This is a genomic window from Streptomyces sp. NPDC053426 (genome assembly GCF_055585405.1).
In genome coordinates, this window is record NZ_JBVJKE010000002.1 from 499,073 (window position 1) to 521,132 (window position 22,060).

A 22,060-nucleotide genomic window follows, 5' to 3' on the forward strand; every position below is an offset into this window, starting at 1 on the left:
GGCGTGAGACGGATTATGGGAATCGTCCTCGCGGTGCTGCTGACGGCCGGTGTGGTGGCCGCCGTCGTCGCGGGCCGGGACAGCGGGGAGACGGGCACGGCAACGAAGACCGTGCGCATGGTGATCGGATCGGAGAAGGCGGAGTTCTTCGCCGATCCGGACGTGGTGGAGGCCCTCGCCGCCAAGGGCTACACCGTCGAGGCCGAGACCTCCGGGTCCTGGGCCATGGAGGGGCTGGATCTGGAGGGGTACGACCTCGCCTTCCCGTCCAGCCGGGCGCCCGCCGTCGAACTGGCCGAGAAGCACGGGGTACGGGGAATGCTCCCGCGCCCGTTCTACTCGCCCCTCGTCGTCGTGTCCCGCCGCAACGCCGCCGAGGTGCTGGCCGCCAACGGGCTGGCCGTGCTCGACGGGAAGAACCCGGGCACGCTGAGGATGGCCGCCTACCTCGACGCGGCCGAGCGCGACCGCACCTGGCAGCAGCTCGAGGGGGCGGAGAAGTACGGGGAGCTGACCGGCACCCTCTTCATCTCCAGCACCGACCCGGAGAGCTCCAACTCCGGCGCCCTGTACCTGGCCGCCGCCTCCTACGTCGCCAACGGCGGCAAGGTGGTCGCGAGCGACGCCGAGATCGGGCGCACCGCTCCCCTGCTGCGCAAGCTGGTCGGCGTCCAGGGCGCCCAGCAGACCGGCACGGACGCGGCGTTCCGGGACTTCGTCAGCGGGGCCGGCAACCCGCTCGTCCTCGTCTACGAGTCCCAGGTGGCCGCGCTCCTCAACGAGCAGCAGAACGCGGACGACCTCGCCGTCCTCTACCCGGACACCACGGTCAACAGCGACCACACCGTCGTGCCGCTCACCGAGAACGGCCGGAAGGTCGCCGAACTCCTCGGTGAGGACCCGGCGTTGCGCAAACTGGCCGTCCGGCACGGTTTCCGCCCGCAGGGCGACGTCACCGAGTTCGCGGCGGCCGCCGTGGGCCGCACCGCCTACCTCAAGCAGCGACTGACCGGCGTCCGCCAGGCGCCCGTGCCCACCTCGGCGGTGCTGCACGAGCTGGCGCGACGGGCGCGCGGATAAGGGGGAACAGCGACAGATGAGCAGCACCGACGGGGACTTCGTCCTCACACCGCCCGAGGCCGTCACGCCCGTGCCCCGGGAGAGGGCCGGCGGGCTCGTGCCCGTCGACGACGGCGTGCGCGCCGACATGGCGGCCAAGGCCGCCGCGTACGTCGAGGGGCTGGCCGCCCTGGACGCCCGCTCGCCCGAGTTCGCGGGCAAGGTCGGTGAGATCACCGCACTGGGCGCCGGCGAGATGCGCACCGCCACCGCGCAGTCCAACCGCATGCTGGAACGCACGGTCCGCAGCCTGCCCGACAAGGGCGGCGACGCCCAGTCCAAGGTCGCCGGGTCGCTCGTGGAACTGCGGCGCGTGGTCGAGGACCTGGACCCGCGCGACCTGCCCGCGAACAAGGGCCGCAAGTTCCTCTCCCGGCTGCCCGGCGGCAACAGGCTGCGCGACCACGTCGCCAAGTACGCCTCCGCGCAGAACACCCTGAACGGCATCGTGGGCGCGCTGCGCGGCGGACAGGACGAACTGCGCCGCGACAACGCCGCGTTGCAGACGGAGCGGGTCCGCCTGTGGGAGACCATGGGCAAGCTCCAGGAGTACGTCGTCCTGACGGAGGCCCTGGACGCGGCCGTGGAGCGGCACATCGCGGGCGTCGAAACCACCGATCCCGTACAGGCCGACTCGCTCCGCGCCGACGTCCTCTTCCCCGTCCGGCAGAAGCACCAGGACCTGCTCACCCAGCTCGCCGTGTGCGCGCAGGGCTACCTCGCCATGGACGTCGTACGGCGCAACAACGACGAGCTGATCAAGGGCGTGGACCGGGCGGCCACGACGACCGTGTCGGCGCTGCGGATCTCCGTGATGCTGGCGTCCGCGCTCGACCACCAGAAGAAGGTCGTCGAGCAGGTCGACGCGCTGCGCGGCACCACCGAGGAGCTGATCCGGGGCAACGCGGAGATGCTGGCGACGCAGAGCGGGGAGATCCAGCGCATCGCCGCCGACCCGGCGGTCGGGGCCGAGACCCTGCGCACCGCGTTCCAGCAGATCTACCGCACCCTCGACGCCATCGACACCTACAAGGTGCGGGCGACCGAGGCGATGGCGGCGACGGTGGAGAACCTGACCTCCGAACTCCAGCACGCCAGTACCTACTTGGAGCGCAGCCGGTCGCAGGGCGCGCTGGAAGGGGGCCTCGGATGAGACGACGCCCCCTGGCCGCGCTGCTCGCCGCCGGCGCGGTCCTGCTGAGCGCGTGCACCGCCGGGCCGGACCCGCGGGAGGACGAGGACCCGCACGCCGCCGCGCCGGGCACGCTGCGGGTGCTGGCCTCCAGCGAACTCAGCGACATGACCCCGGTCCTCGAACGGGTCGAGAAGGACACCGGCGTCACCGTCCGGCCGACCTACGTCGGCACGCTCGACGCCGTGGACATGCTGGCCACGGGGAAGACGGACGGCCGGTACGACGCCGTGTGGCTGTCCTCCAACGACTATCTGCGGCTGCGCCCGGAGGCGGCCGGGAAGATCGTCTCGGAGACGCCCGTGATGTCCAGCCCGGTCGCCGTCGGCGTGCGGTCCGCCGTCGTCGAGGAGCTGGGCTGGAACCCCGAGGACGTCACCTGGTCCGCGATCGAGCGGGCCGTCCGGGACGGCGGGCTCACCTACGGCATGACCGACCCGACCCGCTCCAACTCCGGTTTCTCCACGCTGATCTCCGTCGCCTCGGCGCTCTCCGGCGCGCAGTCCGCGCTCACCGACGCCGACGTGACGAAGGCGACGCCGCGGCTGAAGGAGTTCTTCGAGGGGCAGAAGCTCACCTCGGGTTCGTCGGGCTGGCTGGCGGGCGCGTACGACCGCCGCGGTGACGTCGACGCGCTCCTCAACTACGAGTCCGTCCTCAAGGGCTTCAAGGACCTGACGGTGATCCGCCCGAAGGACGGGGTGGTCACCGCCGACTATCCGCTCTCCTCCCTCGCCTCCACCGACGCGGCCACCCGCGACGACGTACGCCGGGTGACCGAGGCGCTGCGCTCGGACGCCGTGCAGCGGCTGATCACCGACCGCACGCTGCGCCGCCCGGTCGTCGCCTCGGTGGAACCCGCGGCCGGGCTGGACACCGGCCGCAGGCGCGAACTGCCCTTCCCCGGCAGCCGTTCCGTCGCCGACGGGCTGCTCGACGCGTACGAGAACCAGCTGCGCCGCCCGTCCCGGACGGTGTACGTCCTCGACACCTCCGGCTCGATGGAGGGCGAGCGGATCAGCCGGCTGAAGCAGGCCCTCACCGGCCTCACCGACGACTTCCGCGACCGGGAGGAGGTCACCCTGATGCCGTTCGGCACGGACGTGAAGAGCGTGCGCACCCATGTCGTACGCCCCGACGATCCGCGGCGGGGGATCGCCGCGATCCGCCGGGACACGGAAGGGCTGCGGGCCGAGGGCGACACCGCGATCTACACGTCCCTGCGGAAGGCGTACGACCGTCTGGGCGGCGGCGAGGACACGTTCACGTCGATCGTGCTGATGACGGACGGCGAGAACACGGCGGGCGACGACGCCGGTGACTTCGACGCCTTCTACGCGGGGCTGTCCCGCGAGCGGCAGGACATCCCCGTCTTCCCCATCCTGTTCGGCGACTCCGACCGGGCCGAGCTGGAGCACATCGCCGAGCTGACCGGAGGCCGGCTGTTCGACGGGCAGGGCTCGCTGGACGGGGCGTTCGAGGAGATCCGTGGCTATCAGTAGGTACGTGGAGTCCCGCAAGAACATCGCCGGGTGCGTGGGCGGGCTGGCGGGGCTGGTGCTGACGTTCACGGGCGTGGCGGGACCGTACTGGCCGGTCGTGGTGGCCGGGCTGTACGGGGCGGGCGCGCTGGTCGCCCCGCCCGAGCGGCCCGCGCCGCCCGCCTTCCCGGACCCGTCCGCGCAGCTCGACGAGGTGCGGGCCGACTTCGGGCGGCTGCGGGAGTACCTGGCGGACGTCGACCTGCCGCCCACCGCGACGGACCGGCTCACCCTGCTGACGGAACTGCTGGCCGCGCTGCTGGATCCGGGGTGGGCGACCGAGGTCCTCGCCCAGGACCCGGACGCCGTGCACACCCTGTCCCGGGCCGTGCGGCAGGACGTGCCGGAGGCCGTCGACGTCTACGCGCGGACCCGCTGGTGGACGCGGCTGACACCCGGGCAGGTGCCTCCGGAGCAGCACCTGGTGCGTCAGCTCGAACTGCTGCACGCGGAGGCGGAGCGGCTGGCGCAGGGCCTGCGGGAGACGGAGGCGCGGCGGCAGGAGTCGCACACCCGGTACCTGGAGGACCGGTCTCCGTGAGTCCCGCATGTTCCCGTGAGCCCGGAATGGGCGAGGGCCTGTCGTCGGCCTCCCCGCCGGGGCGGGCGGGGAGGAGACGACAGGCCCCATGGCCCGCACGCCGTTGTGCGGGCCTCGCCGGTGTGTTCCGCGGCCGGTCGTGGTGTGACGATCGCTGGTCAGGGCATCCTCATACCGAGAAGTGACCGGCCGCGGGGTCTGTGCGGGCGTCAGCCCAGGCGCTTCACCAGCGCGTGGTACTGGTCCCACAGCTCCTTGGGCGTGTGGTCGCCGAAGGTGTTGAGGTGGTCGGGGACCAGGGCGGCCTCCTCGCGCCACACGTCCTTGTCGACGGTGAGCAGGAAGTCCAGGTCGGCGTCGGAGAGGTCCAGCCCCTCGGTGTCCAGGGCGGCCTTGGCCGGGAGCACGCCGATCGGGGTCTCGACGCCCTCCGCGCGGCCGTCCAGGCGCTCCACGATCCACTTCAGGACGCGGGAGTTCTCGCCGAAGCCGGGCCAGACGAACCTGCCGTCGTCGTTCTTGCGGAACCAGTTGACGTAGTAGATCTTCGGCAGCTTGGACTGGTCCTTGTCCTTGGCCACGTCGACCCAGTGCGCCATGTAGTCGCCCATGTTGTAGCCGCAGAACGGCAGCATGGCGAACGGGTCGCGGCGCAGCTCGCCGACCTTGCCCTCGGCGGCGGCGGTCTTCTCGCTGGCCACGTTGGCGCCGAGGAAGACGCCGTGGTTCCAGTCGAAGGACTCCGTCACCAGCGGTACGGCGCTGGCGCGGCGCCCGCCGAAGAGGATCGCGGAGATCGGCACGCCCTTGGGGTCCTCCCACTCGGGCGCGATGATCGGGCACTGCGCGGCGGGGGTGGTGAAGCGGGCGTTGGGGTGGGCGGCGGGCGTGCCGGACTCCGGGGTCCAGTCGTTGCCCTTCCAGTCGGTGAGGTGGGCGGGGGTCTCCTCGGTCATGCCCTCCCACCACACGTCGCCGTCGTCCGTCAGCGCCACGTTGGTGAAGACGGAGTTGCCCCACAGGGTCTTCATCGCGTTGGCGTTGGTGTGCTCACCCGTACCGGGGGCGACGCCGAAGAAGCCGGCCTCGGGGTTGATGGCGTAGAGGCGGCCGTCCTCGCCGAAGCGCATCCAGGCGATGTCGTCGCCGATCGTCTCGACCGTCCAGCCGGAGATCGTGGGCTCCAGCATGGCGAGGTTGGTCTTGCCGCAGGCGGACGGGAAGGCGGCGGCGACGTACTTCGACTCACCGGTGGGCGGGGTGAGCTTCAGGATGAGCATGTGCTCGGCCAGCCAGCCCTCGTCGCGGGCCATGACGGAGGCGATGCGCAGGGCGTAGCACTTCTTGCCGAGCAGGGCGTTGCCGCCGTAGCCGGAGCCGTAGGACCAGATCTCGCGGTCCTCGGGGAAGTGGGAGATGTACTTGGTGCCGTTGCAGGGCCAGGGGACGTCCTCCTGGCCGGGCTCCAGCGGGGCGCCGACCGAGTGCACGGCCTTGACGAAGAAGCCGTCGGAGCCGAGCTCGTCCAGGACCGGCTGACCCATCCGGGTCATGGTGCGCATGGAGACGGCGACGTACGCCGAGTCGGTGATCTCGACGCCGATGGCGGACAGCGGCGAGCCGAGCGGGCCCATGCAGAAGGGCACGACGTACATGGTGCGGCCCTTCATCGAGCCGCGGAAGACGCCCTTGTCGCCCCGGAAGATCTCCCGCATCTCGGCGGGGGCCTTCCAGTGGTTGGTCGGGCCGGCGTCCTCCTCCTTCTCGGAGCAGATGAAGGTCCGGTCCTCGACGCGGGCGACGTCGGTGGGGTCGGAGGCCGCGTAGTAGGAGTTGGGGCGCTTGATCGGGTCGAGTTTGCGGAAGGTGCCCTTGGCGACGAGCTCCTCGCACAGGCGCTCGTACTCAGCCTCCGAGCCGTCGCACCAGACCACCCGGTCCGGCTGCGTCAGGTCTGCGATCTCGTTGACCCAGGAAATCAGTCCCTGGTGGGTGGTGGGGACGCTGGGAGCCGCGATGTCGCGCGCCACGATTGCTCCTAAATGAGGGGTTTTTTGTTGGGAGGCCCCGTGGGGGCTGCGACCCGGATGCTTCACGGTTGGAGCTCGGGCGCTCATCCGGTGTCGACCGCACTCATTTGATCATCCGACGAGAGCGCCCATCTGTCCAGAGGGCCGCACAGGTGAGCAACGTGACGATGGCCACGGTTTCTCGTGGCACTTTGCGTGCACGTTGGGTTCACCGGACTGTTTCTTTGCGTGACAACGCGACGGGGTACCGTGAGATGATGGCCACTCGGCGCGGGCCAATTCGGCACCCCGAGGCATAACTTACGGTTCCGTAGGTACGATGCCGGACATGACTGCGCTCGCCCCCGACGCGCCCGAGGACCCGGTGGCCGACGGCCCTGGTCCGGTCGCGACCTCCCTGCCGCACCCGGTCAAGCCCAAGCTCCGCGGCTGGCTGCACCTCGGCATGTTCCCCGCCGCCCTGGTCGCCGGACTGGCCCTGACCGCCTTCGCCGACTCGGCCCGAGGGCGCCTGGCCTGCGGGGTCTACGCCCTGACCGCCTGCCTGCTGTTCGGCGTGAGCGCGCTCTACCACCGGGGCGACTGGAGCCCCCGCATGGACGGGGTGCTGCGCCGCCTCGACCACGCCAACATCTTCCTGATCATCGCGGGCACCTACACCCCGCTGACCATCCTGCTGCTGCCGCACTCCAAGGGACAGTGGCTGCTGTGGGGCATCTGGGCGGCGGCGGCCGCCGGGATCGTCTTCCGGGTCTTCTGGGTCGGCGCGCCCCGCTGGCTCTACACGCCCTGCTACATCGCGATGGGCTGGGCGGCCGTCTTCTTCCTCCCGGACTTCATGCGCACCGGCGGCATCGCCGTACTCGTCCTGGTCGTCGTGGGCGGTCTGCTCTACAGCGCGGGCGGAGTGATCTACGGCATCAAGAAGCCCAACCCCTCACCGCGCTGGTTCGGCTTCCACGAGGTCTTCCACTCCTTCACCCTGGCCGCCTTCATCGCCCACTACGTCGGCATCTCCCTGGTGGCGTACCAGCACGCGTAGTGACCGGTACCGGCACGCGTAGTGACCGGTACCGGCCGCGGGACCGGTACCGGCCGTGGTGGCCGGCGATCGCCGACAATGGCCTTCATGAAGGCCGCACCCTCCCCCCTCACCCCCGCCGACCCGCCCCGGCCGGGGCTGCGCGAGCGGAAGAAGATCAAGACCCGTGAGGCGATCCGCGGCGCGGCCTTCGCGCTGATCGGGGAAGAGGGCTACGACGCCACGACGATCGAGCGGATCGCCGAGCGCGCCGAGGTGTCGCCGTCGACCGTCATCCGCTACTTCCCGGCCAAGGAGGACATCGTCCTCACGGACGAGTCCGACCGTCCGCTGGCCGCGGCACTCGCCGCACGGCCCGCCGGCGAGCCCTGGCCGGACTCCGTCCGGCACGTGCTGCGCGGGGCCGTGCGCCGCGCGATGGCCGAGCAGCCCGAGGTGACACTGCTGCGGGCCCGGCTGCTGGCCGAGGTCCCGGCGGTGCGCTCCCGGACCCGGGAGAGCCTGTCGGCCACCGGACGGCTCCTCGCCGACACGATCGCCGCGCGCACCGGGCTCGCCCCGGACGGCCTGGAGGTGCGGGTCGCCACGACGTCCCTGCTCGGCGGCCTGCTGGAGGCCACGACGTACTGGGCCGAACGCGGCCACACCGACGACCTCCCCACCCTTCTCGACCGGGCCCTCGACGTGGTCGAGCACGGCCTGCCCGCCGCGAAATCCCGGAGCGGCGGACACCGGACATGACATCCTTGGGCGGGTGAACGGTCCCGAGATCCACGTCGAGTTCGCCCCCGAGCTGCTGCTCTTCGTCCCCAGGGCGCGGCCCACCGGTGCCACGAAGGCCGCCACCGACGGCGTCTCCAGCCTCGGCCATGTCGTCGAGTCCCTCGGAGTCCCGCTGACCGAGGTGGGCGCGCTGTTCGTGGACGGCCGCGAGGTGCCGGCCGGCCACGTGCCGGCCGCGGGCGAGTCGGTGACCGTACGCGCCGTCGAGCATCCGCAGCGGGTGCCGGGCGCGCCGTTGCGGTTCCTGCTCGACGTGCACCTCGGCACGCTCGCGCGCCGGCTGCGGCTGCTGGGCGTGGACACGGCGTACGAGTCGACCGACATCGGCGATCCGGCGCTGGCCGCGCGGTCGGCGGCGGAGCGGCGGGTGATGCTCAGCCGGGACCGGGGGCTGCTGCGGCGGCGGGAGCTGTGGGCGGGGGCGTTCGTCTACAGCACCCGGCCCGAGGAGCAACTCACCTACGTGCTCGACCGGTTCCGGCCCGAGCTGCGGCCGTGGAGCCGGTGCACCGCCTGCAACGGGCTGCTGCGCCGGGCCACCAAGGACGAGGTCGCCGACCAGTTGAAGGGCGGGACGCATCGGACGTACGACGTGTTCGCGCAGTGCGGTGAGTGCGGGCGGGCGTACTGGAAGGGGGCGCATCACGAGCAACTGGTCGCGATCGTGGAGCGGGCGGTCGCCGCGCGGGCCGAGCGGGGCTGATGCGGCGGCCCCATCCGGGGGAAGGCGCCGTGGGGGACCGCGGCGCCGTGAGGGCTGGTCGCGCCCGCGCGGCGGAGCCGCATATCGATACGGCCCCGCGCCCCTATGGGGCGCTCAGCGCCCTGTGCAGCCGGTCCGGGTCGGTCGTCGGGGTGTCGCAGGTGAAGTTGCGGCAGACGTAGGCGGCCGGTTCGCCCTGGACCAGTGGGCGGTCGGCGAGCAGCGGGAACTCGTCGCTCCCCGGGGTTCCGGCGGCGACCACCGCGCCGGGCGCGGAACCCAGGAGCGCCGTGCGGTGCAGGGCGGTCGTGGCCGGGTCGTCGAGCGCCGGGCCGACCACCGCGACCTCCCGCGGCCCGTCCAGCACGGCCTCGGCGACCGCGAGCCCCCACCCGATGAACCGCGGGACCCGCGGGCCGAGCGCCTTCACCACGCCCAGCGCCCGTTCGGCGGCCGTGCGGTGCGGCTCCGAACCGGTGTGCGCGGCATAGCCGAGCAACGCCCCCGCTGCGGCGGTCCAGCCGGACGGGGCGGCGTTGTCGGTCGGGTCCTGCGGACGCCGGATGAGGCGCTCGGCGTCGGACGCCGTGTCGTACAGGGCGCCCGAGCCGGGGTCGGTGAAGCGGGCCAGGACATGGTCGAGCAGCAGTCCGGCGAACTCCAGCCAGACGCCCTCGCCGGTCACCGAGGCGAGCGCCAGGAAGCCCTCGGCGACATCGGCGTAGTCCTCCAGCACCCCCGCGTTGGCGCCGGTGCGGCCGTCCTTGCTGGTGCGGGCGATCCGGGCCTGGTCGTCCAGGTGCAGCCGGACCAGCAGGTCACCGGCGGCGACGGCGGCCTCGACGAGGTCCGGCCGGTCGAAGTAGGCGCCGGTCTCGGCGAGCGCGGCGATCGCGAGGCCGTTCCAGGCGGCGACCACCTTGTCGTCCCGGCCGGGCGCGGGCCGGGCGGAGCGCGCCGCGAGCAGCCGCTCCCTGATGCCGTCGATCCGCCCGGCGTCGAACACCTCGTCCCGCTGCGGGAGCTGCAGCACCGAGGCGCCCTCCTCGAAGGTGCCCTCCACGGTCACGCCGAAGTACCGCGCGGCGAGTTCCGCGTCGTCGTCCCCGAGGACCTCGCGCAGTCGCGCGGGCGTCCAGACGTAGTACGCGCCCTCGACATGCCGGCCCGTTCCGTCGTCGCTGTCGGCGTCCAGCGCCGAGGCGAAGCCGCCCTCGACGGTGCGCAGTTCGCGGACCATGAAGTCGGCGGTCTCCAGCGCGACCCGGCGGGCGAGTCCGGAGCCGGTGGCCCGCCACAGGTGGGCGTAGACCCGGCACAGCAGGGCGTTGTCGTAGAGCATCTTCTCGAAGTGCGGCACGATCCAGTCGCGGTCCACGGAGTACCGGGCGAAGCCGCCGCCGAGCTGGTCGTAGATCCCGCCGCGCGCCATGCGCTCGCAGGTGTCCGCCGCCATCTGCAGCGCGCCCTCGGCGCCGGTGCGGGCGTGGTGGCGCAGCAGGAACTCCAGCACCATGGACGGCGGGAACTTCGGCGCCCCGCCGAACCCGCCGCGCTGCGGGTCGTACTCCCTGGTCAGCCCGAGCAGCGCCTGGGCGAGCTCCTGTTCGCCGGGCACCTGGTCGTCGCCGTAGGACAGCTCCCGCCCTGCCAGATCCCGGGCGATCTTCCCCGCCACCTCGTCGACCTCGCCGCGCCGCTCGGCCCACGCCTGGTGGACGCCCTGGAGCACCTGCCGGAAGGAGGGCATGCCGTGCCGGGGGGCGGGCGGGAAGTACGTACCGAAGTAGAACGGCTCGGCGTCCGGGGTGAGGAAGACGGTCATGGGCCAGCCGCCCTGCCCGGTCGCCGCCTGCACCGCCTCCATGTAGACGGCGTCGACGTCCGGGCGCTCCTCACGGTCCACCTTGACGCTGACGAAGTGCGCGTTCATCTCGTCGGCGGTGGCCCGGTCCTCGAAGGACTCGTGCGCCATGACATGGCACCAGTGGCAGCTCGAATAGCCCACACTCAAGAGGATGGGCACGTTCCGCCGCTTGGCCTCCGCCATCGCCTCCTCTCCCCATGGCCACCAGTCCACCGGGTTGGAGGCGTGCTGGAGCAGATAGGGCGACTGGGAGTCGGCCAGGCGATTCATACCGGCATCGTCGCACGCCCGGGGCCGTCCGGCCCAGCTTGCGATGCCCATGTCGGCCCGCTCGCCGGCACCGGCGGAGACGTGCCGGAGCTCCTGTGACGCCTCGTGCGTCGCGGACACCGAAGCCGCCACCCGCTCGTCAGAAGGGGCACCGGTCGAGCGGCACGCTTCCGACGGTCCCCCGCTCGGTGAGCCCGTCGGGGAAAAGGAACGAATAGCAGCGGTGGGAATCGTTCGCCCGGTACTTCACCACGACGCGCGGCGTCGGGTCCGTGAGCCGTGCCTGCCACTCGTTGCCCGTCGCGGCGTGGGAGATCTCCTGATCGGTCAGCACTCCGTCGCCGAGAGCCTGCGCGATGCGGGACCGGGTCAGCCCCGACTGCTTGCCGAACGATTCGTCCGTCGGCACCTCCGCGCGGTCGAAGAACGCCGGCACGGCGTACGCGACCCACAGGGCGACGGCCGCGAAGGCCAGGACCGCCGCACCGGCGGTCAGGCCCGCGCACCCGCCCAGCCACCTCGTCACGGTGGCTGGGCGGGTACGCGGCTCCCGGTGCGGTGTCACTTCACGAACCTACGTACCCGATGTCGTCCAGGCGCTGACGCATCACCGCGGCATAGCCCGTCGTGCCGGCGTCCTTCGGGTGGAAGGACTCGCGGCTGAGGCAGTCCCCACCGAGCCATTCCCAGGTGCAGGCCTGCGACGCGGGGTCTCCGGCGTGGAAGTCGCCCTCGCCGTTGGGACCGATGACGATCTTGTTGATCCACTCCGGGTCGTCACAGCCTCCGTGGCCGACGAAGGCGCTGACCGGGTCGGCGTACTGGATCCGGTACTTCTGCGGGCCCGTGCGGAGGCGGTCCACCATCTCCCGCTGCTCCGCGTTGGCGTAGTTCACGAGCTCCGCGAGAGCGGCCACCTCGGGCATGTCGTAGTACCACGAGCCCGCGCACTTGACGGTACGGCTGAGGAGCTCGGGGTACCCCATGAGCATCACCGTCGCGTTGGGCGCCTTTCCGGCGATGTCCGTCATGACGTACTCCAGGTCGGCGACCATGCGGTCCACGATGGCCTTCTTCTCGGTCAGGAAGCCCGAGTCGTCACTGCAGTCGGTGATGTTGCCGCACTCCTGCATGGCGTTGGCGAAACCGTTCTCGTCATTGCCTCCCAGAGTGAGCATCACCAGTGTGGTGCTGTCGTCCAGAACCCCGGAATCCACCTGGCGCACCTCGCGGAACTGGCCCTCGTTGTGATTCTGCGGGCTGTTCCCCGAGGGAACGTAGGCCACGTTCTTGGTCATCGCGCCCGAGCACGCGACGAATCCGAGTTCCGCGTTCGTGGACCAGTCGTCGCTCAGTTCGCCGAGCGGCGCGGACTGGCCCGGGAGGACGATCTTGCGCGCCCAGGCGTTGTCGCTGCGCCGGCAGCCGTTCCAGTCCGCGGTGCCGTGGTGCTTGTCGGACTCGGGGGAATAGGCGCCGGCGCCCTCACCGGAGGTGTAGGAGTCGCCCAGTACGGCGACGACGTGCTGGGGCTTGGCGGCAAGCGGCTGGAAGGCGACGGCGTCCCAGGCGATGTCGTTGTCGGCGGTGCCGTCCGTCGTCTCGTTGTCCAGGACGACGCTGGGTACGCCGTCGAAGCGGTACACGCCCAGCGACACCCACTTGTTCGTACGGACGTTGGTGTTCACGTAACGCTCCCGCGGCGCGCTGCCGTCGCCCAGGTCGATACGGTAGCGCGCCTGCTGGGTGTGGGCACCGGTGTCGGGCAGATGCACGAGCACACGGGCCCACTGGTCCATGTTCCGGTCCAGTTTCCAGGTGCCCGTGACCCGCATCTTGTCGATGCTCTTCTGTCCGTTGCGGGTGTGGGCGAACCAGAAGTGGGACCCGAACCCGCCGCCGACCTGGTGGAAGTCCTCCTTGCCCTCGTACGTGGTGACCGTGCTGTCGGTTCCGTTGGGGGCGGTCGGAGCGAATTCCCACTCCAGTCTGCCCGCGTTGGTCCAGGACTTGCCGCAGTCCGTGCGCATGGTCGGCACGCTGTCGGCGACGTCGTCGATGATCAGCGCGTTGGAAGGCAGACCACTGGTGCTGCACGTGGGTGTGCCGCTGTCGCCCCGGCCGAGTTCCGAGCGCAGGGTCTTGTAGGTGAGGGTCTCGAAGCCGCAGTCGCCGGAGCACGTCTTCCACTTGGCGTATCCGTCGTACCAGCGCGCTTCGAAGCAGTCCAGGGTGGTGCAGTCCGGCGGGCTGGTGTCGTCGCAGTCGTTGGTGTCGTTGCAGAAGGCGTTGAGCGGCGGCTTGATGCCGGTCGTACGGTAGAGGGCGCTGTTCCACCAGGCCGCCTGGTAGCCGTGCGTGTTGCTGTCGTTCTGCTCGCCGGAGTCGCTGTAGGCGCGTCCGGTGTCGATGGGGAACGCGGCCCAGCCCATCACCTTCTCGGGGTAGGGCCAGTCCTGCGGATGGGCGGCGTCCGCGTAGCTGTTGTTGTCGAGGAAGGCGTTGCGGTCCGCCGGGTACTTCGGGTTGGCGGGGTTGTTCAGCCAGCCGAGACCCCACTTGCCCTCGGAGTCAGGGGTGTTGAAGCCCAGGTTGTAGTTCCACACCGCGGCGAACCAGTTCTCGATGTTGCGCGGGTCGTCGTCGTTGATCTCGACGCGCTGGCCGTCGGTGTGCAGCTCGTTCCACTTCTTCGACAGGGTCTGCGCCGCGACGGCGACGTTGGCCGTGTAGTCGAGGGCGATCGCGCGCTGCTGATCCGCGGGGAACGCCGCGGGCTTGCCCGGCTGCTGGCGGGAGGCGCTGCTCATGCCGTCGGTCTGCTGGCCCATGCCGTAGCCGCAGTCCGCCTCGTCCCAGTTGATGGTCCAGTACTTGTCGGGGTCGTAACCGGGCGTGCCGGGGTAGATGTTGGTGCCGTAGAAGTTCCCGATCAGCGGGCTGCCGGTCTGGCCCGGCAGCACGTGATGGGTCGACTGCCAGAGGTTGGACTCCTGGGCGAGAACGCCCAGCAGCACCTGGGCCGGTATCCGGGAGCCCGCCGGCGCGTCCTTGAGTTCCGGCAGCGGGAACATGGAGGACGGTGACACCGACGAGCCGAGTCCGGCCTGGGAGCGCCAGCCGCCCTGGGTGATCCAGCCGCTGGTGAGGTTGCCCCTGATCGCCATGTCCACCGCCCACTCGACCTGGTTGGGGGTGGGTTGCAGCGCCTGGTAGCCGGGGTGGTTACGAGGAACGCCGCACGTGGCTTCCGGATCGTACGTGGTGGAGGAGGAGTCGACCGCGGCCAGCGGGCGGGATCCGGCCGCCTGGGTCCGCGTGCCCTGCTCCTGCTTCCCGGAGCCGCCCGCACCCGCCGGGGAGGCGGTCCGCAGGGCCGGTGAGGGCTTCTCCAGGGTGGAGGCCGTCCTGCCGGGGACGGTGAACTCGACCTTCTCGCCGGTCTGCGGCACCTCGGCCTCGACCCGGTACGGCAGCGCGATGCCTTCGTCCGCCCGATCGGCCAGTGGGTCCGGTGACCCGTGTGTGCGCAGGCCGGCGGAGACGGCCTTGCGCACGGCCAGACGTCCGTGCGAGGAGACCTGGGCGTCGGCCGCGACGTCCAGGCGCTTGATGCTCGCCGGCAGGTCGGTCACGTCCTCGGCGTCGCCGGTGAGGAAGAGCCTGCCGCCGGTGCCGCCGGCGAGACCGACCTGGCCGAGCCTGCCGTGAGCGAGGGTGCTGATCTTGCCGTCGGACGTCGTGCGGCGAACGTCGACCCGGTCGCCCTCGCGGTCGAGGAAGCCGACTCCGCCGTCGGCGTCCGGGTGCAGGCGGAACGCGGGACCCGACGTCTCGCCGATCACTTTCCTGCGTCCGTCGGCGGCGACCCGGGTCAGCTTGTCGCCGAAGGCCGCGACGATGCCGTCCTCGACCGGCACGGCCGACGTCGCCTCGCCCGGCACGGTCTGAGTGCGGGTGACCTCGCCGGTGGCGGCGTCGAGCCGCAGCAGCCGGGTCCTGCCCACCGACTCGTCGCCGAACTGGCTGAGCACCACGGTCTCGTCCGTGCCGCAGCCGGGGTTGAAGTAGGCCAGGGAGACCTGCTCCCGCAACTTGGTCACCTTGCCGTCCGCCAGGTCCACCACGGCCGCGAAGGCGCCCCGGTCGAACAGCGCCGGCTCGTTGGTGAAGGTCCGGGGCGCGTAGGCGACGACCGCGCGCTTCCCCGAGCCCGTGACACACACGTTGCCGATCCAGGCGTCGGCGTCGAAGCCGTCCTCACGCAGGGTCGCGATCTCACGCCACTGGTACGCCTCGGAACTCTCCGCGACCAGCAGGTGCAGCCCCCGCGGGTCACCGGCCACGGTGACGGCCCGGTCGTCCGAAGTGCGCCAGCCCTTCGGAAGCGTTCCGTCCGGCTTCTCCACCTTCGACGGACCGCTGTCGACGGGGCCGGACCGGTCACCGGCATCCGCGGAGGGGTTCGCGGAGGGCTCCGGAGTCGGGGGCCGTTCCGTACTCTTCGCCGTCGCCGCCGTGTCCTGCCCGCCGGGGCCCGCCCAGGCGTAGGCCGACGGCAGCAGCGCCGCGGCCATGGCCGCGGCCGTGACGGCAGCCCATCTGCTTCTGCTTCTTCGTCTCAAGAGTTCTCCAGGGTCCGGTGGTGCATCTGACCGAACAGACTCCGCCGGCGAGGCGGACACCTCGATGTGTCCGCCCGGCAGCCGCACAGAACCGCCTCAAGGTGACAACGGGCGAGCGCGGCACCCCCGTGCACCGAAGCCCCCGCCCGTGATGCGCCCAGTGAGCGAAGGAGTGGTCTGGTCCACTCCTTCGAGCGGCGGCCATAGTAGGTACCGCGCGTACATGTCAGGAAGACTTGATCACGCAATAGCCGAAAACCGCCCCCGCTCCCCCTCGGCGGAACGACCGTGAAGCCTTTGCGGCAGGCATGTGAGCACGGCGGAACGGGCGGTACAGGCCGGCTGATCACCGCCCGCCGTGACACATGCGCCGTGGCCGGATACGGCCTGCGGGCGGTACGGACCCTCGGGTGGCCGCTCCTGGCCGTCGTCGCCACCGGCCCTGCCCAAACCCGCGGCCCGCACGGTCCGCGGCCGGATGAAGAGGCAGCGCCGGCGCAGCCGTTGATCGTCGCCCCCTCGCGCTGACGGCCCGCACGAAGGACACTCGTGGGCGAAGGAGTTGCCGCCGGAGGGGGACATGTCATGCGGGACAGTCAGCGGGCGGACGCCGAGCGGCTGTTGGCGCGGGCCGTGGAGGAGGAGGTGCGCAGGTCGGGCGGGCGCACCGACGGCAAGGTGCTGCTCGCGCGGGCGCGCGGGGCACTGGACACGATGGCGCAGGCGGCGGCCGAGGAGTACGAGGCGTACACGCGCGCCCTGGACGAGGCGGAGGCCGGGCGGCTCACCTTCCGGCAGCGTTACGCCCGCGAGGGCGCCGGGACGCCGCTGCTGGTGGCCGGGGTGGCGGGGGTCGCGGCCGTGGTCGCCGACATGGCGCTCGGGACGGGCACCGGGACGGCGCTGGGCGCGGGCGTGACCGTCGGGGTCGTCGGCGCGGCGGCGACGGTGGTGAAGGTGGCCGGCGCGCATGTGCCCGCCGCGCACCACCGGGCCGGCGCGGTGAGCCAGCCGGGCGGGCCGCAGCAGTTGCGGCTGCAGTGGCTGACGGCGCTGGAGGTACGGGGAATCCGGCCGTTCCTGGACCAGCAGCGGGTGCTGGCCGCGTCCACCGGGCCGAAGAAGGCGGGGCCCCGGCTGCGCGGCACGGACAAGAGCGCGGCGGCCCGCGGGCGGAGCGTGCTGGAGCAGTCGTTCGGACAACTCCCGGAGCCATTGGGACCGTTCGCGGGGCGGCGGCAGGAGATGGCGCGCATCCGGCAGTGGGTGCAGGCGGCCCGCGCGACCACGAAGACCCAGCCGACGGTGGTCGTGCTGCACGGGGCGTCCGGCAGCGGCCGTACGACGCTCGCGGTGCGCGCCGCGCACGACCTGAAGGACCACTTCCGCGGCGCCTGCGTCGTCGACCTGCGCGGCGACAGCCCCGGCGAGCCCCCGCTGTCCACCCGGGACGCGCTGCTGCACCTGCTGAACCGGCTCGGGGCGCCCCGCGAGCAGCTGCTGTTCCGCGAGCGGTCCTCCCCCGACCAGCAGGTCAAACGGCTGAGCGAGCTGTACCACCAGCATCTGACCGGGATGCCGGTGACGGTGGTGCTGGACGACGCCTCCGATCCGCAGCAGGTGCGCACGCTGATACCGGAACGGTCCGACAGTCTCGTCCTGGTCACCTCCCGCGCGCCGCTCGGGCTGCCGGACGATCTGCCGGCCCGGGTCCACCAGCTGCCGGTGGACGCGCTGGACGCGGCCGGTGCGGAGGAGCTGCTCGCGGTCGCCGCGCAGGACTCCTCGGGTCCCTACGACGCCGACTCCGCCGAGCGGGTGCGGGAGCTGTGCGGGGGCCTGCCGCTGGCGCTGCGGATCGCCGGTGCGGCCCTCGGCCCCCGCTCGCCCCTCGCGCTCGCCACCGACCTGGGCGCCTACGGGCCCGTCGAACCGGTCGAGCGGGCGCTGTGGCTGCGCTACACCGACCAGCCGGAGATCCTGCGGCGGCTGCTGCGGCGGCTCGCCCTGGCCGGCCGGGCCTCCCTGGGCGCCGCCGCGGCGGCGGCCCTCCTCGCCACCGACGAGGCCGAGGGCACCCGGCACCTGGTCGCGCTGCACCGCGCCGGCCTGATCGACCGCGTACGGCACAGCCGCTACCGGCTGCACGACCTCGTCCGCGCCTTCGCCCTGGCCCGGCTCCTCGACGAGGAGGAACCGGCCGAGCGCACGGCCGCGCAGGAACGGCTGATCGTGAACTACGCCGAGCTGGCCGACTCGGTGCTGCGGCTGGTCGACGGCAACATGTCGACCCGCTCGGACCGCTTCAGCCCGTACGGCTTCACCTCGCTGGACGAGGCGCTGCGCTGGCTGGACGACGAGTCGAGCTTCATCACGGCGGCGCTGCGGCACGCGGAGGGCGTGGACCGGCGGGCGGTGCTGAACCTGCTCGGCGCGCTGTGCGACTACTGCCTGCTGCGCGGCGACCTGTACCGCCTGGGTGAGATCAACGAGCTGGCGCAGGCCGTGGACGAGGGGCTGCTGGTGCGCTCCGTGCAGTGGCGCACCGGTATCGCGGCACGGCAGCTCGGCGAGCTGGACAAGGCGCGGACCACGCTGACGTCGGTGGTGGACCTGTACCGGGAGGCGCAGCACGGCGCGGGCGCGGCGCGGGCGCTGACCTCGCTGGGCATCACGCTGCACCACCAGGGCAATCTGACGGAGGCGTCGGCGAGGCTGCGGGAGGCGCTGGAGCTGCAGGCCGCGCCCGAGCTGGCCACCGACCGCGCCTGGACGATGCACGCGCTCGCCGCGGTGGAGCGGGACCGGGCCCGGCTGTCCGAGGCGCTGGACCTGCTCACCGAGTCGCTGGTGCTGCACCGCGCGGGCGAGTCCGTGCACGGGCAGGCCTGGGCGCACTTCCAGCTCGGCCAGCTGAACCTGCGGATGGGCGACGTGCCGCGTGCGGAGGCCGAGCTGCGCACGGCCCTGGAGCTGTACGGCCGTACCCGCGACGCCCGCGGTGAGGCGTGGGCGCTGACCGAGCTGGCGCGGGCCCGGCTGGTCGACGGGGACGCCTCACCGGCGGTGGAGGACCTGCGCCGGGCCGCCGCCCGGCACCGGGACAACGAGGACGCGCGGGGCGAGGCGTGGACGCTGTACTACCTGGGCCAGGCGCTGGAGGAGACCGGTGACCTGGACCGGGCGGTGCGCGAGCTGGAACGCGCCCGCACGATGTTCTCCCGGATGCGGGACGTGTACGGCCTGGCCTGCGCCCGGCACCACTCGGCGCGGGTGACCCGGGACCAGCTGGCGGCCCGGACGGGGTCGCTGCGGAACTCCGGGTTCGCCCGGCAGCTCCTGGTGGACGCGCGCGCCGACTTCCAGCGCATCGGGGTCGCGCACGGGGAGGCGTGGACCTGCCTGGAGCTGGCGGTCGTCGACGCGGGCAACGCGCGCACCCAGCAGGCGCTGGCGCTGTGCGACGAGGCGGTGTCCCTGTTCGTGTCCTACGGCGACCGGCGCGGCGAGGACTGGGCACGCTTCCTGCGCTGCACGCTGCTGCCGTACGCGGCACCGGGCGGCACGGAGGTCGGTACGGCGGTGGCCCAGGAGGAGCTGTCCCGGCTGGGCCGGTCCGGCCACGACTCCCGCGACGGGAAACTGTCCGACTGCGTGGAGGCGTACCAGCTCCTCCTGGAACGGGGCGTCAGCCTGGAGGCCGGCTGGCAGGCCTGGCACCTGGGCATGGTCCCCGGCCGCCACGCCCGGGAGGTGATGGGGGTGGCGGTGGCCAAGAAGGCTTAGGGCGCGCCGGCCACCCACCGGTGGTTGTGGGCAGTCGTTCCGCGGGGCGGTGGGGGTTCCCCCGCTCGAGCGAAGCCGAGAGTGGGGGAGGGTGGGCACAACCACCCCGCAGCCGGCCCCCGGCGTCGATGCCGGCCGGAGGCGTCTCAGCCCGGCGTTCGCGGGATGCCTCCCAGGCCCTTGAGGCGCTGAGGGAGGCACGACTGCCCGCGGGAGCGGCGGACGGGATCAGCCCCGCTTCTCCGCAGCCGTCGCCTCGGCCTTCTCGGCCGTCCCCGAGTCCTCGGACTCGACGAAGTCGACGCGGCCCATATGACGGTTCATGGACTTCATCAGGGCCCACACCGCCAGAGCCATCACCGCGAACACGATGAACCCGAGAACACCAGGGGTCACCTTGTCCTCGTCGAGTTCCTTGGCCAGAGGCACCAGGTGGGTCATTGCCAGGCTTGCGCTTGCGCTCATGTCAGGCATTGTCCCGGATGCCCGCGAAGAGGTCGTCCTCGGGGAGGGAGGTATCGACAAGGGACTTCGCCAGCTCGTACTCCTCCGTCGGCCAGACCTCCCGCTGGAGGTCCATCGGCACCCGGAACCAGCCCCCGTCGGGGTCGATCTGCGTCGCGTGCGCGATCAGCGCCTTGTCACGGATCTCGAAGAAGTCGGCGCACGGCACGTGCGTGGTGAGCGTGCGCTCCTTGCGCTCGAACTCGCTCCAGCGCTTCAGCCAGTCCCCGTACGGCGACTCCAGGCCGCGGTCCAGCATCGCCTGGTGCAGCGCCTCGGTGCGGGGACGGTTGAACCCCTGGTTGTAGTACACCTTCAGCGGCTGGTACGCCGGGCCGTACTCGTCCTCCGGGTACTTCTCGGTGTCCGCCGCGCCCTCGAACGCCACCATCGTGATCTTGTGGGTCATGATGTGGTCGGGGTGCGGGTAGCCGCCGTTCTCGTCATAGGTGGTGATCACCTGGGGACGGAAGGAACGGATCTTCCGCACCAGCTCGCCGGCCGCCTTGTCGACGTCCTCCAGGGCGAAGCAGCCCTCCGGCAGCGGCGGCAGCGGGTCGCCCTCGGGCAGCCCGGAGTCGACGAACCCGAGCCACTCCTGCTTCACCCCCAGGATCTCCCGGGCCTCGTCCATCTCCTTCTTGCGCACCTCGTGGATGTGCTCCTCGATGTACGCGTCGCCCTGCAGCTTCGGATTGAGGATGGAGCCGCGCTCCCCGCCCGTGCAGGTCACCACCAGCACGTCCACCCCCTCGGACACGTACTTCGCCATGGTGGCCGCGCCCTTGCTCGACTCGTCGTCGGGGTGGGCGTGCACGGCCATCAGTCGCAGCTGGTCAGTCAAGACTCAATCCTCAAGTCGGTAGGCGCCCTCAGTGCGGCGGCGCGGTCGCAGGCTTCTATAGTGACCGAATCGGGGGACGAAAAATTCCGGAGTCCGCGCTCCGGGACCCGCCTGGGGACACCGGCCCCCTCCTGCCGAGGAGACGATCATGAGTACGTCGAGCACGCGGCTGCCCGAGGGCCGTTACGGCCGCTCCTCGGACCAGCGTGCCGACCGCACCCTCAAGGTCGTCGGCGCCGTGCTGTCGGTGCTGATGCTCGGGCTGGTCGGCTGGTTCGGCTACCACTACGTCGCCCAGAACGAGATCAGCGCCGAGGTGATCGGTTTCGACATCTCCGAGGACTCCGTGAAGGTGCACCTGGAGGTGCACAAGGACGCGGGCGTCGCCGGCTACTGCACGGTCCGCTCCCAGTCCGAGGACGGCGCCGAGGTGGGCCGCGCCGACTTCCGCTTCGACGAGGACGCCACACGCGTCGACGAGGTCGTCACGCTCCGCACCACCTCCCGGGGCACCTCTGCCGAGCTCCTCGGCTGTCACACGGGCTGACGCCGCGGGGAATACCTGGCCGCTGACCTGCGCTGACATGAGTCCGGTGGCTTATGTCCTCCCCCTACGGGCACTCAATTGTTAGGCTCGTGGTTTCGCCCATCCCTGGAGGAACATCCTTCTGGGTAGGGCGATGCTTTGTATTCCCAGTACCTACGAGGAGCACCTGTGACCCAGACCAGCGAGAACGTCACCTGGCTGACCCAGGAGGCGTACAACAAGCTCAAGGAAGAGCTTGCGTACCTTACTGGTCCCGCGCGCACGGAGATCTCCGCGAAGATCGCCGCCGCGCGCGAGGAGGGCGACCTGCGGGAGAACGGCGGGTACCACGCGGCCAAGGAGGAGCAGGGCAAGCAGGAGCTCCGTGTGCGCCAGCTCACCCAGCTCCTCGAGAACGCCAAGGTCGGCGAGGCCCCGGCGGCCGACGGCGCCGTGGCGCCCGGCATGGTCGTGACGATCGCCTTCGACGGTGACGAGGACGACACGCTGTCCTTCCTGCTCGCCTCCCGCGAGTACGCGAGCGCCGACATCGAGACCTACTCGCCGCAGTCCCCGCTCGGCTCGGGCGTCATCGGCCACAAGGTCGGCGAGGACGCGGAGTACGAGCTGCCGAACGGCAAGAAGGCCTCGGTGAAGATCCTGGAGGCGAAGCCGTACAACGGCTGA

Annotated in this window: 16 protein-coding genes; 10 read left to right on the forward strand and 6 right to left on the reverse strand. The window is 71.7% G+C overall.

Features of this window, described 5'->3' with window-relative positions:
* Positions 1–3 precede the first annotated feature (3 nt).
* From ACZ62B_RS06095 to ACZ62B_RS06110, 4 genes are read left to right on the forward strand one after another with little or no spacing between them, the layout of a single operon-like run.
* Positions 4–1,080, forward strand: a complete 1,077-nt coding sequence (locus tag ACZ62B_RS06095; RefSeq protein WP_344557367.1) for a hypothetical protein — start codon at positions 4–6, stop codon at positions 1,078–1,080.
* A 16-nt stretch (positions 1,081–1,096) separates the two neighbouring features.
* Complete coding sequence (locus ACZ62B_RS06100) at positions 1,097–2,272, forward strand: toxic anion resistance protein (RefSeq protein ID WP_344557369.1); 1,176 nt, start codon at positions 1,097–1,099, stop codon at positions 2,270–2,272.
* Positions 2,269–3,813, forward strand: a complete 1,545-nt coding sequence (locus ACZ62B_RS06105) for a substrate-binding and vWA domain-containing protein (protein WP_468888088.1) — start codon at positions 2,269–2,271, stop codon at positions 3,811–3,813. The genes ACZ62B_RS06100 and ACZ62B_RS06105 overlap by 4 nt, the downstream gene beginning before the upstream one ends.
* A complete protein-coding gene (locus ACZ62B_RS06110) occupies positions 3,800–4,393 on the forward strand; it encodes a hypothetical protein (RefSeq protein ID WP_344557373.1) in 594 nt (197 codons plus the stop codon). Before ACZ62B_RS06105 ends, ACZ62B_RS06110 begins: the two co-directional genes overlap by 14 nt.
* Positions 4,394–4,602: 209 nt before the next feature.
* On the opposite strand, the gene ACZ62B_RS06115 is transcribed toward ACZ62B_RS06110, so the two are convergent.
* Entirely contained in the window at positions 4,603–6,423 is a 1,821-nt protein-coding gene (locus ACZ62B_RS06115) for a phosphoenolpyruvate carboxykinase (GTP) (RefSeq protein ID WP_344557375.1), read from the reverse strand.
* Positions 6,424–6,751: 328 nt separating this feature from the next.
* Here ACZ62B_RS06115 and trhA point away from each other — a divergent pair, with 328 nt between their 5' ends.
* From trhA to ACZ62B_RS06130, 3 genes are all read left to right on the forward strand, one after another.
* On the forward strand, positions 6,752–7,465 hold the full coding sequence (trhA, locus tag ACZ62B_RS06120) for a PAQR family membrane homeostasis protein TrhA (RefSeq protein ID WP_344557377.1): 714 nt from the start codon (positions 6,752–6,754) through the stop codon (positions 7,463–7,465).
* An 87-nt stretch (positions 7,466–7,552) separates the two neighbouring features.
* Entirely contained in the window at positions 7,553–8,206 is a 654-nt protein-coding gene (locus ACZ62B_RS06125; RefSeq protein WP_344557379.1) for a TetR/AcrR family transcriptional regulator, read from the forward strand.
* Between the two features lie 13 nt (positions 8,207–8,219).
* The gene (locus tag ACZ62B_RS06130) at positions 8,220–8,951 is read left to right on the forward strand and encodes a Mut7-C RNAse domain-containing protein (protein ID WP_344557380.1); all 732 of its coding nucleotides are present in this window, start codon (positions 8,220–8,222) and stop codon (positions 8,949–8,951) included.
* Between the two features lie 103 nt (positions 8,952–9,054).
* Here the strand turns inward: ACZ62B_RS06130 and ACZ62B_RS06135 are convergent, their stop codons facing one another.
* The 3 genes from ACZ62B_RS06135 to ACZ62B_RS06145 all read right to left on the reverse strand — a co-directional run bounded on the left by ACZ62B_RS06135 (position 9,055) and on the right by ACZ62B_RS06145 (position 15,713).
* The gene (locus ACZ62B_RS06135; RefSeq protein ID WP_469689348.1) at positions 9,055–11,088 is read right to left on the reverse strand and encodes a thioredoxin domain-containing protein; all 2,034 of its coding nucleotides are present in this window, start codon (positions 11,086–11,088) and stop codon (positions 9,055–9,057) included.
* Between the two features lie 139 nt (positions 11,089–11,227).
* Positions 11,228–11,614, reverse strand: a complete 387-nt coding sequence (locus ACZ62B_RS06140) for a hypothetical protein (protein WP_344557383.1) — start codon at positions 11,612–11,614, stop codon at positions 11,228–11,230.
* Between the two features lie 40 nt (positions 11,615–11,654).
* Positions 11,655–15,713: an SGNH/GDSL hydrolase family protein gene (locus ACZ62B_RS06145; RefSeq protein ID WP_469689349.1), complete on the reverse strand. Its 4,059-nt coding sequence runs from the start codon at positions 15,711–15,713 to the stop codon at positions 11,655–11,657.
* A 585-nt stretch (positions 15,714–16,298) separates the two neighbouring features.
* Here ACZ62B_RS06145 and ACZ62B_RS06150 point away from each other — a divergent pair.
* Entirely contained in the window at positions 16,299–19,499 is a 3,201-nt protein-coding gene (locus tag ACZ62B_RS06150) for a tetratricopeptide repeat protein (RefSeq protein ID WP_468725196.1), read from the forward strand.
* Positions 19,500–19,727: 228 nt separating this feature from the next.
* Here the strand turns inward: ACZ62B_RS06150 and ACZ62B_RS06155 are convergent, their stop codons facing one another.
* Together ACZ62B_RS06155 and mca are read right to left on the reverse strand one after the other, a co-directional pair.
* Positions 19,728–19,973, reverse strand: a complete 246-nt coding sequence (locus ACZ62B_RS06155) for a hypothetical protein (RefSeq protein WP_344557397.1) — start codon at positions 19,971–19,973, stop codon at positions 19,728–19,730.
* Positions 19,966–20,847: a mycothiol conjugate amidase Mca gene (gene mca, locus ACZ62B_RS06160; RefSeq protein WP_344557399.1), complete on the reverse strand. Its 882-nt coding sequence runs from the start codon at positions 20,845–20,847 to the stop codon at positions 19,966–19,968. The genes ACZ62B_RS06155 and mca overlap by 8 nt, the downstream gene beginning before the upstream one ends.
* Positions 20,848–20,995: 148 nt before the next feature.
* On the opposite strand from mca, the gene ACZ62B_RS06165 reads away from it, so the two are divergent.
* Both ACZ62B_RS06165 and greA read left to right on the forward strand, forming a co-directional pair.
* Positions 20,996–21,394 carry a DUF4307 domain-containing protein gene (locus ACZ62B_RS06165; protein WP_344557401.1) on the forward strand — a complete coding sequence of 133 codons (399 nt, stop codon included), beginning with the start codon at positions 20,996–20,998 and terminating at the stop codon, positions 21,392–21,394.
* Between the two features lie 168 nt (positions 21,395–21,562).
* Positions 21,563–22,060, forward strand: a complete 498-nt coding sequence (gene greA, locus ACZ62B_RS06170) for a transcription elongation factor GreA (protein WP_344557403.1) — start codon at positions 21,563–21,565, stop codon at positions 22,058–22,060.

Bases quoted from the DNA above. Each gene is read 5' to 3' on its own strand.
- ACZ62B_RS06135 (WP_469689348.1), bottom strand. From the start codon at position 11,088: ATGAATCGCCTGGCCGACTCCCAGTCGCCCTATCTGCTCCAGCACGCC.
- ACZ62B_RS06100 (WP_344557369.1), top strand. From the start codon at position 1,097: ATGAGCAGCACCGACGGGGACTTCGTCCTCACACCGCCCGAGGCCGTC.
- ACZ62B_RS06105 (WP_468888088.1), top strand. From the start codon at position 2,269: ATGAGACGACGCCCCCTGGCCGCGCTGCTCGCCGCCGGCGCGGTCCTG.
- trhA (WP_344557377.1), top strand. From the start codon at position 6,752: ATGACTGCGCTCGCCCCCGACGCGCCCGAGGACCCGGTGGCCGACGGC.
- ACZ62B_RS06125 (WP_344557379.1), top strand. From the start codon at position 7,553: ATGAAGGCCGCACCCTCCCCCCTCACCCCCGCCGACCCGCCCCGGCCG.
- ACZ62B_RS06150 (WP_468725196.1), top strand. From the start codon at position 16,299: ATGCGGGACAGTCAGCGGGCGGACGCCGAGCGGCTGTTGGCGCGGGCC.
- ACZ62B_RS06155 (WP_344557397.1), bottom strand. From the start codon at position 19,973: ATGCCTGACATGAGCGCAAGCGCAAGCCTGGCAATGACCCACCTGGTG.
- ACZ62B_RS06165 (WP_344557401.1), top strand. From the start codon at position 20,996: ATGAGTACGTCGAGCACGCGGCTGCCCGAGGGCCGTTACGGCCGCTCC.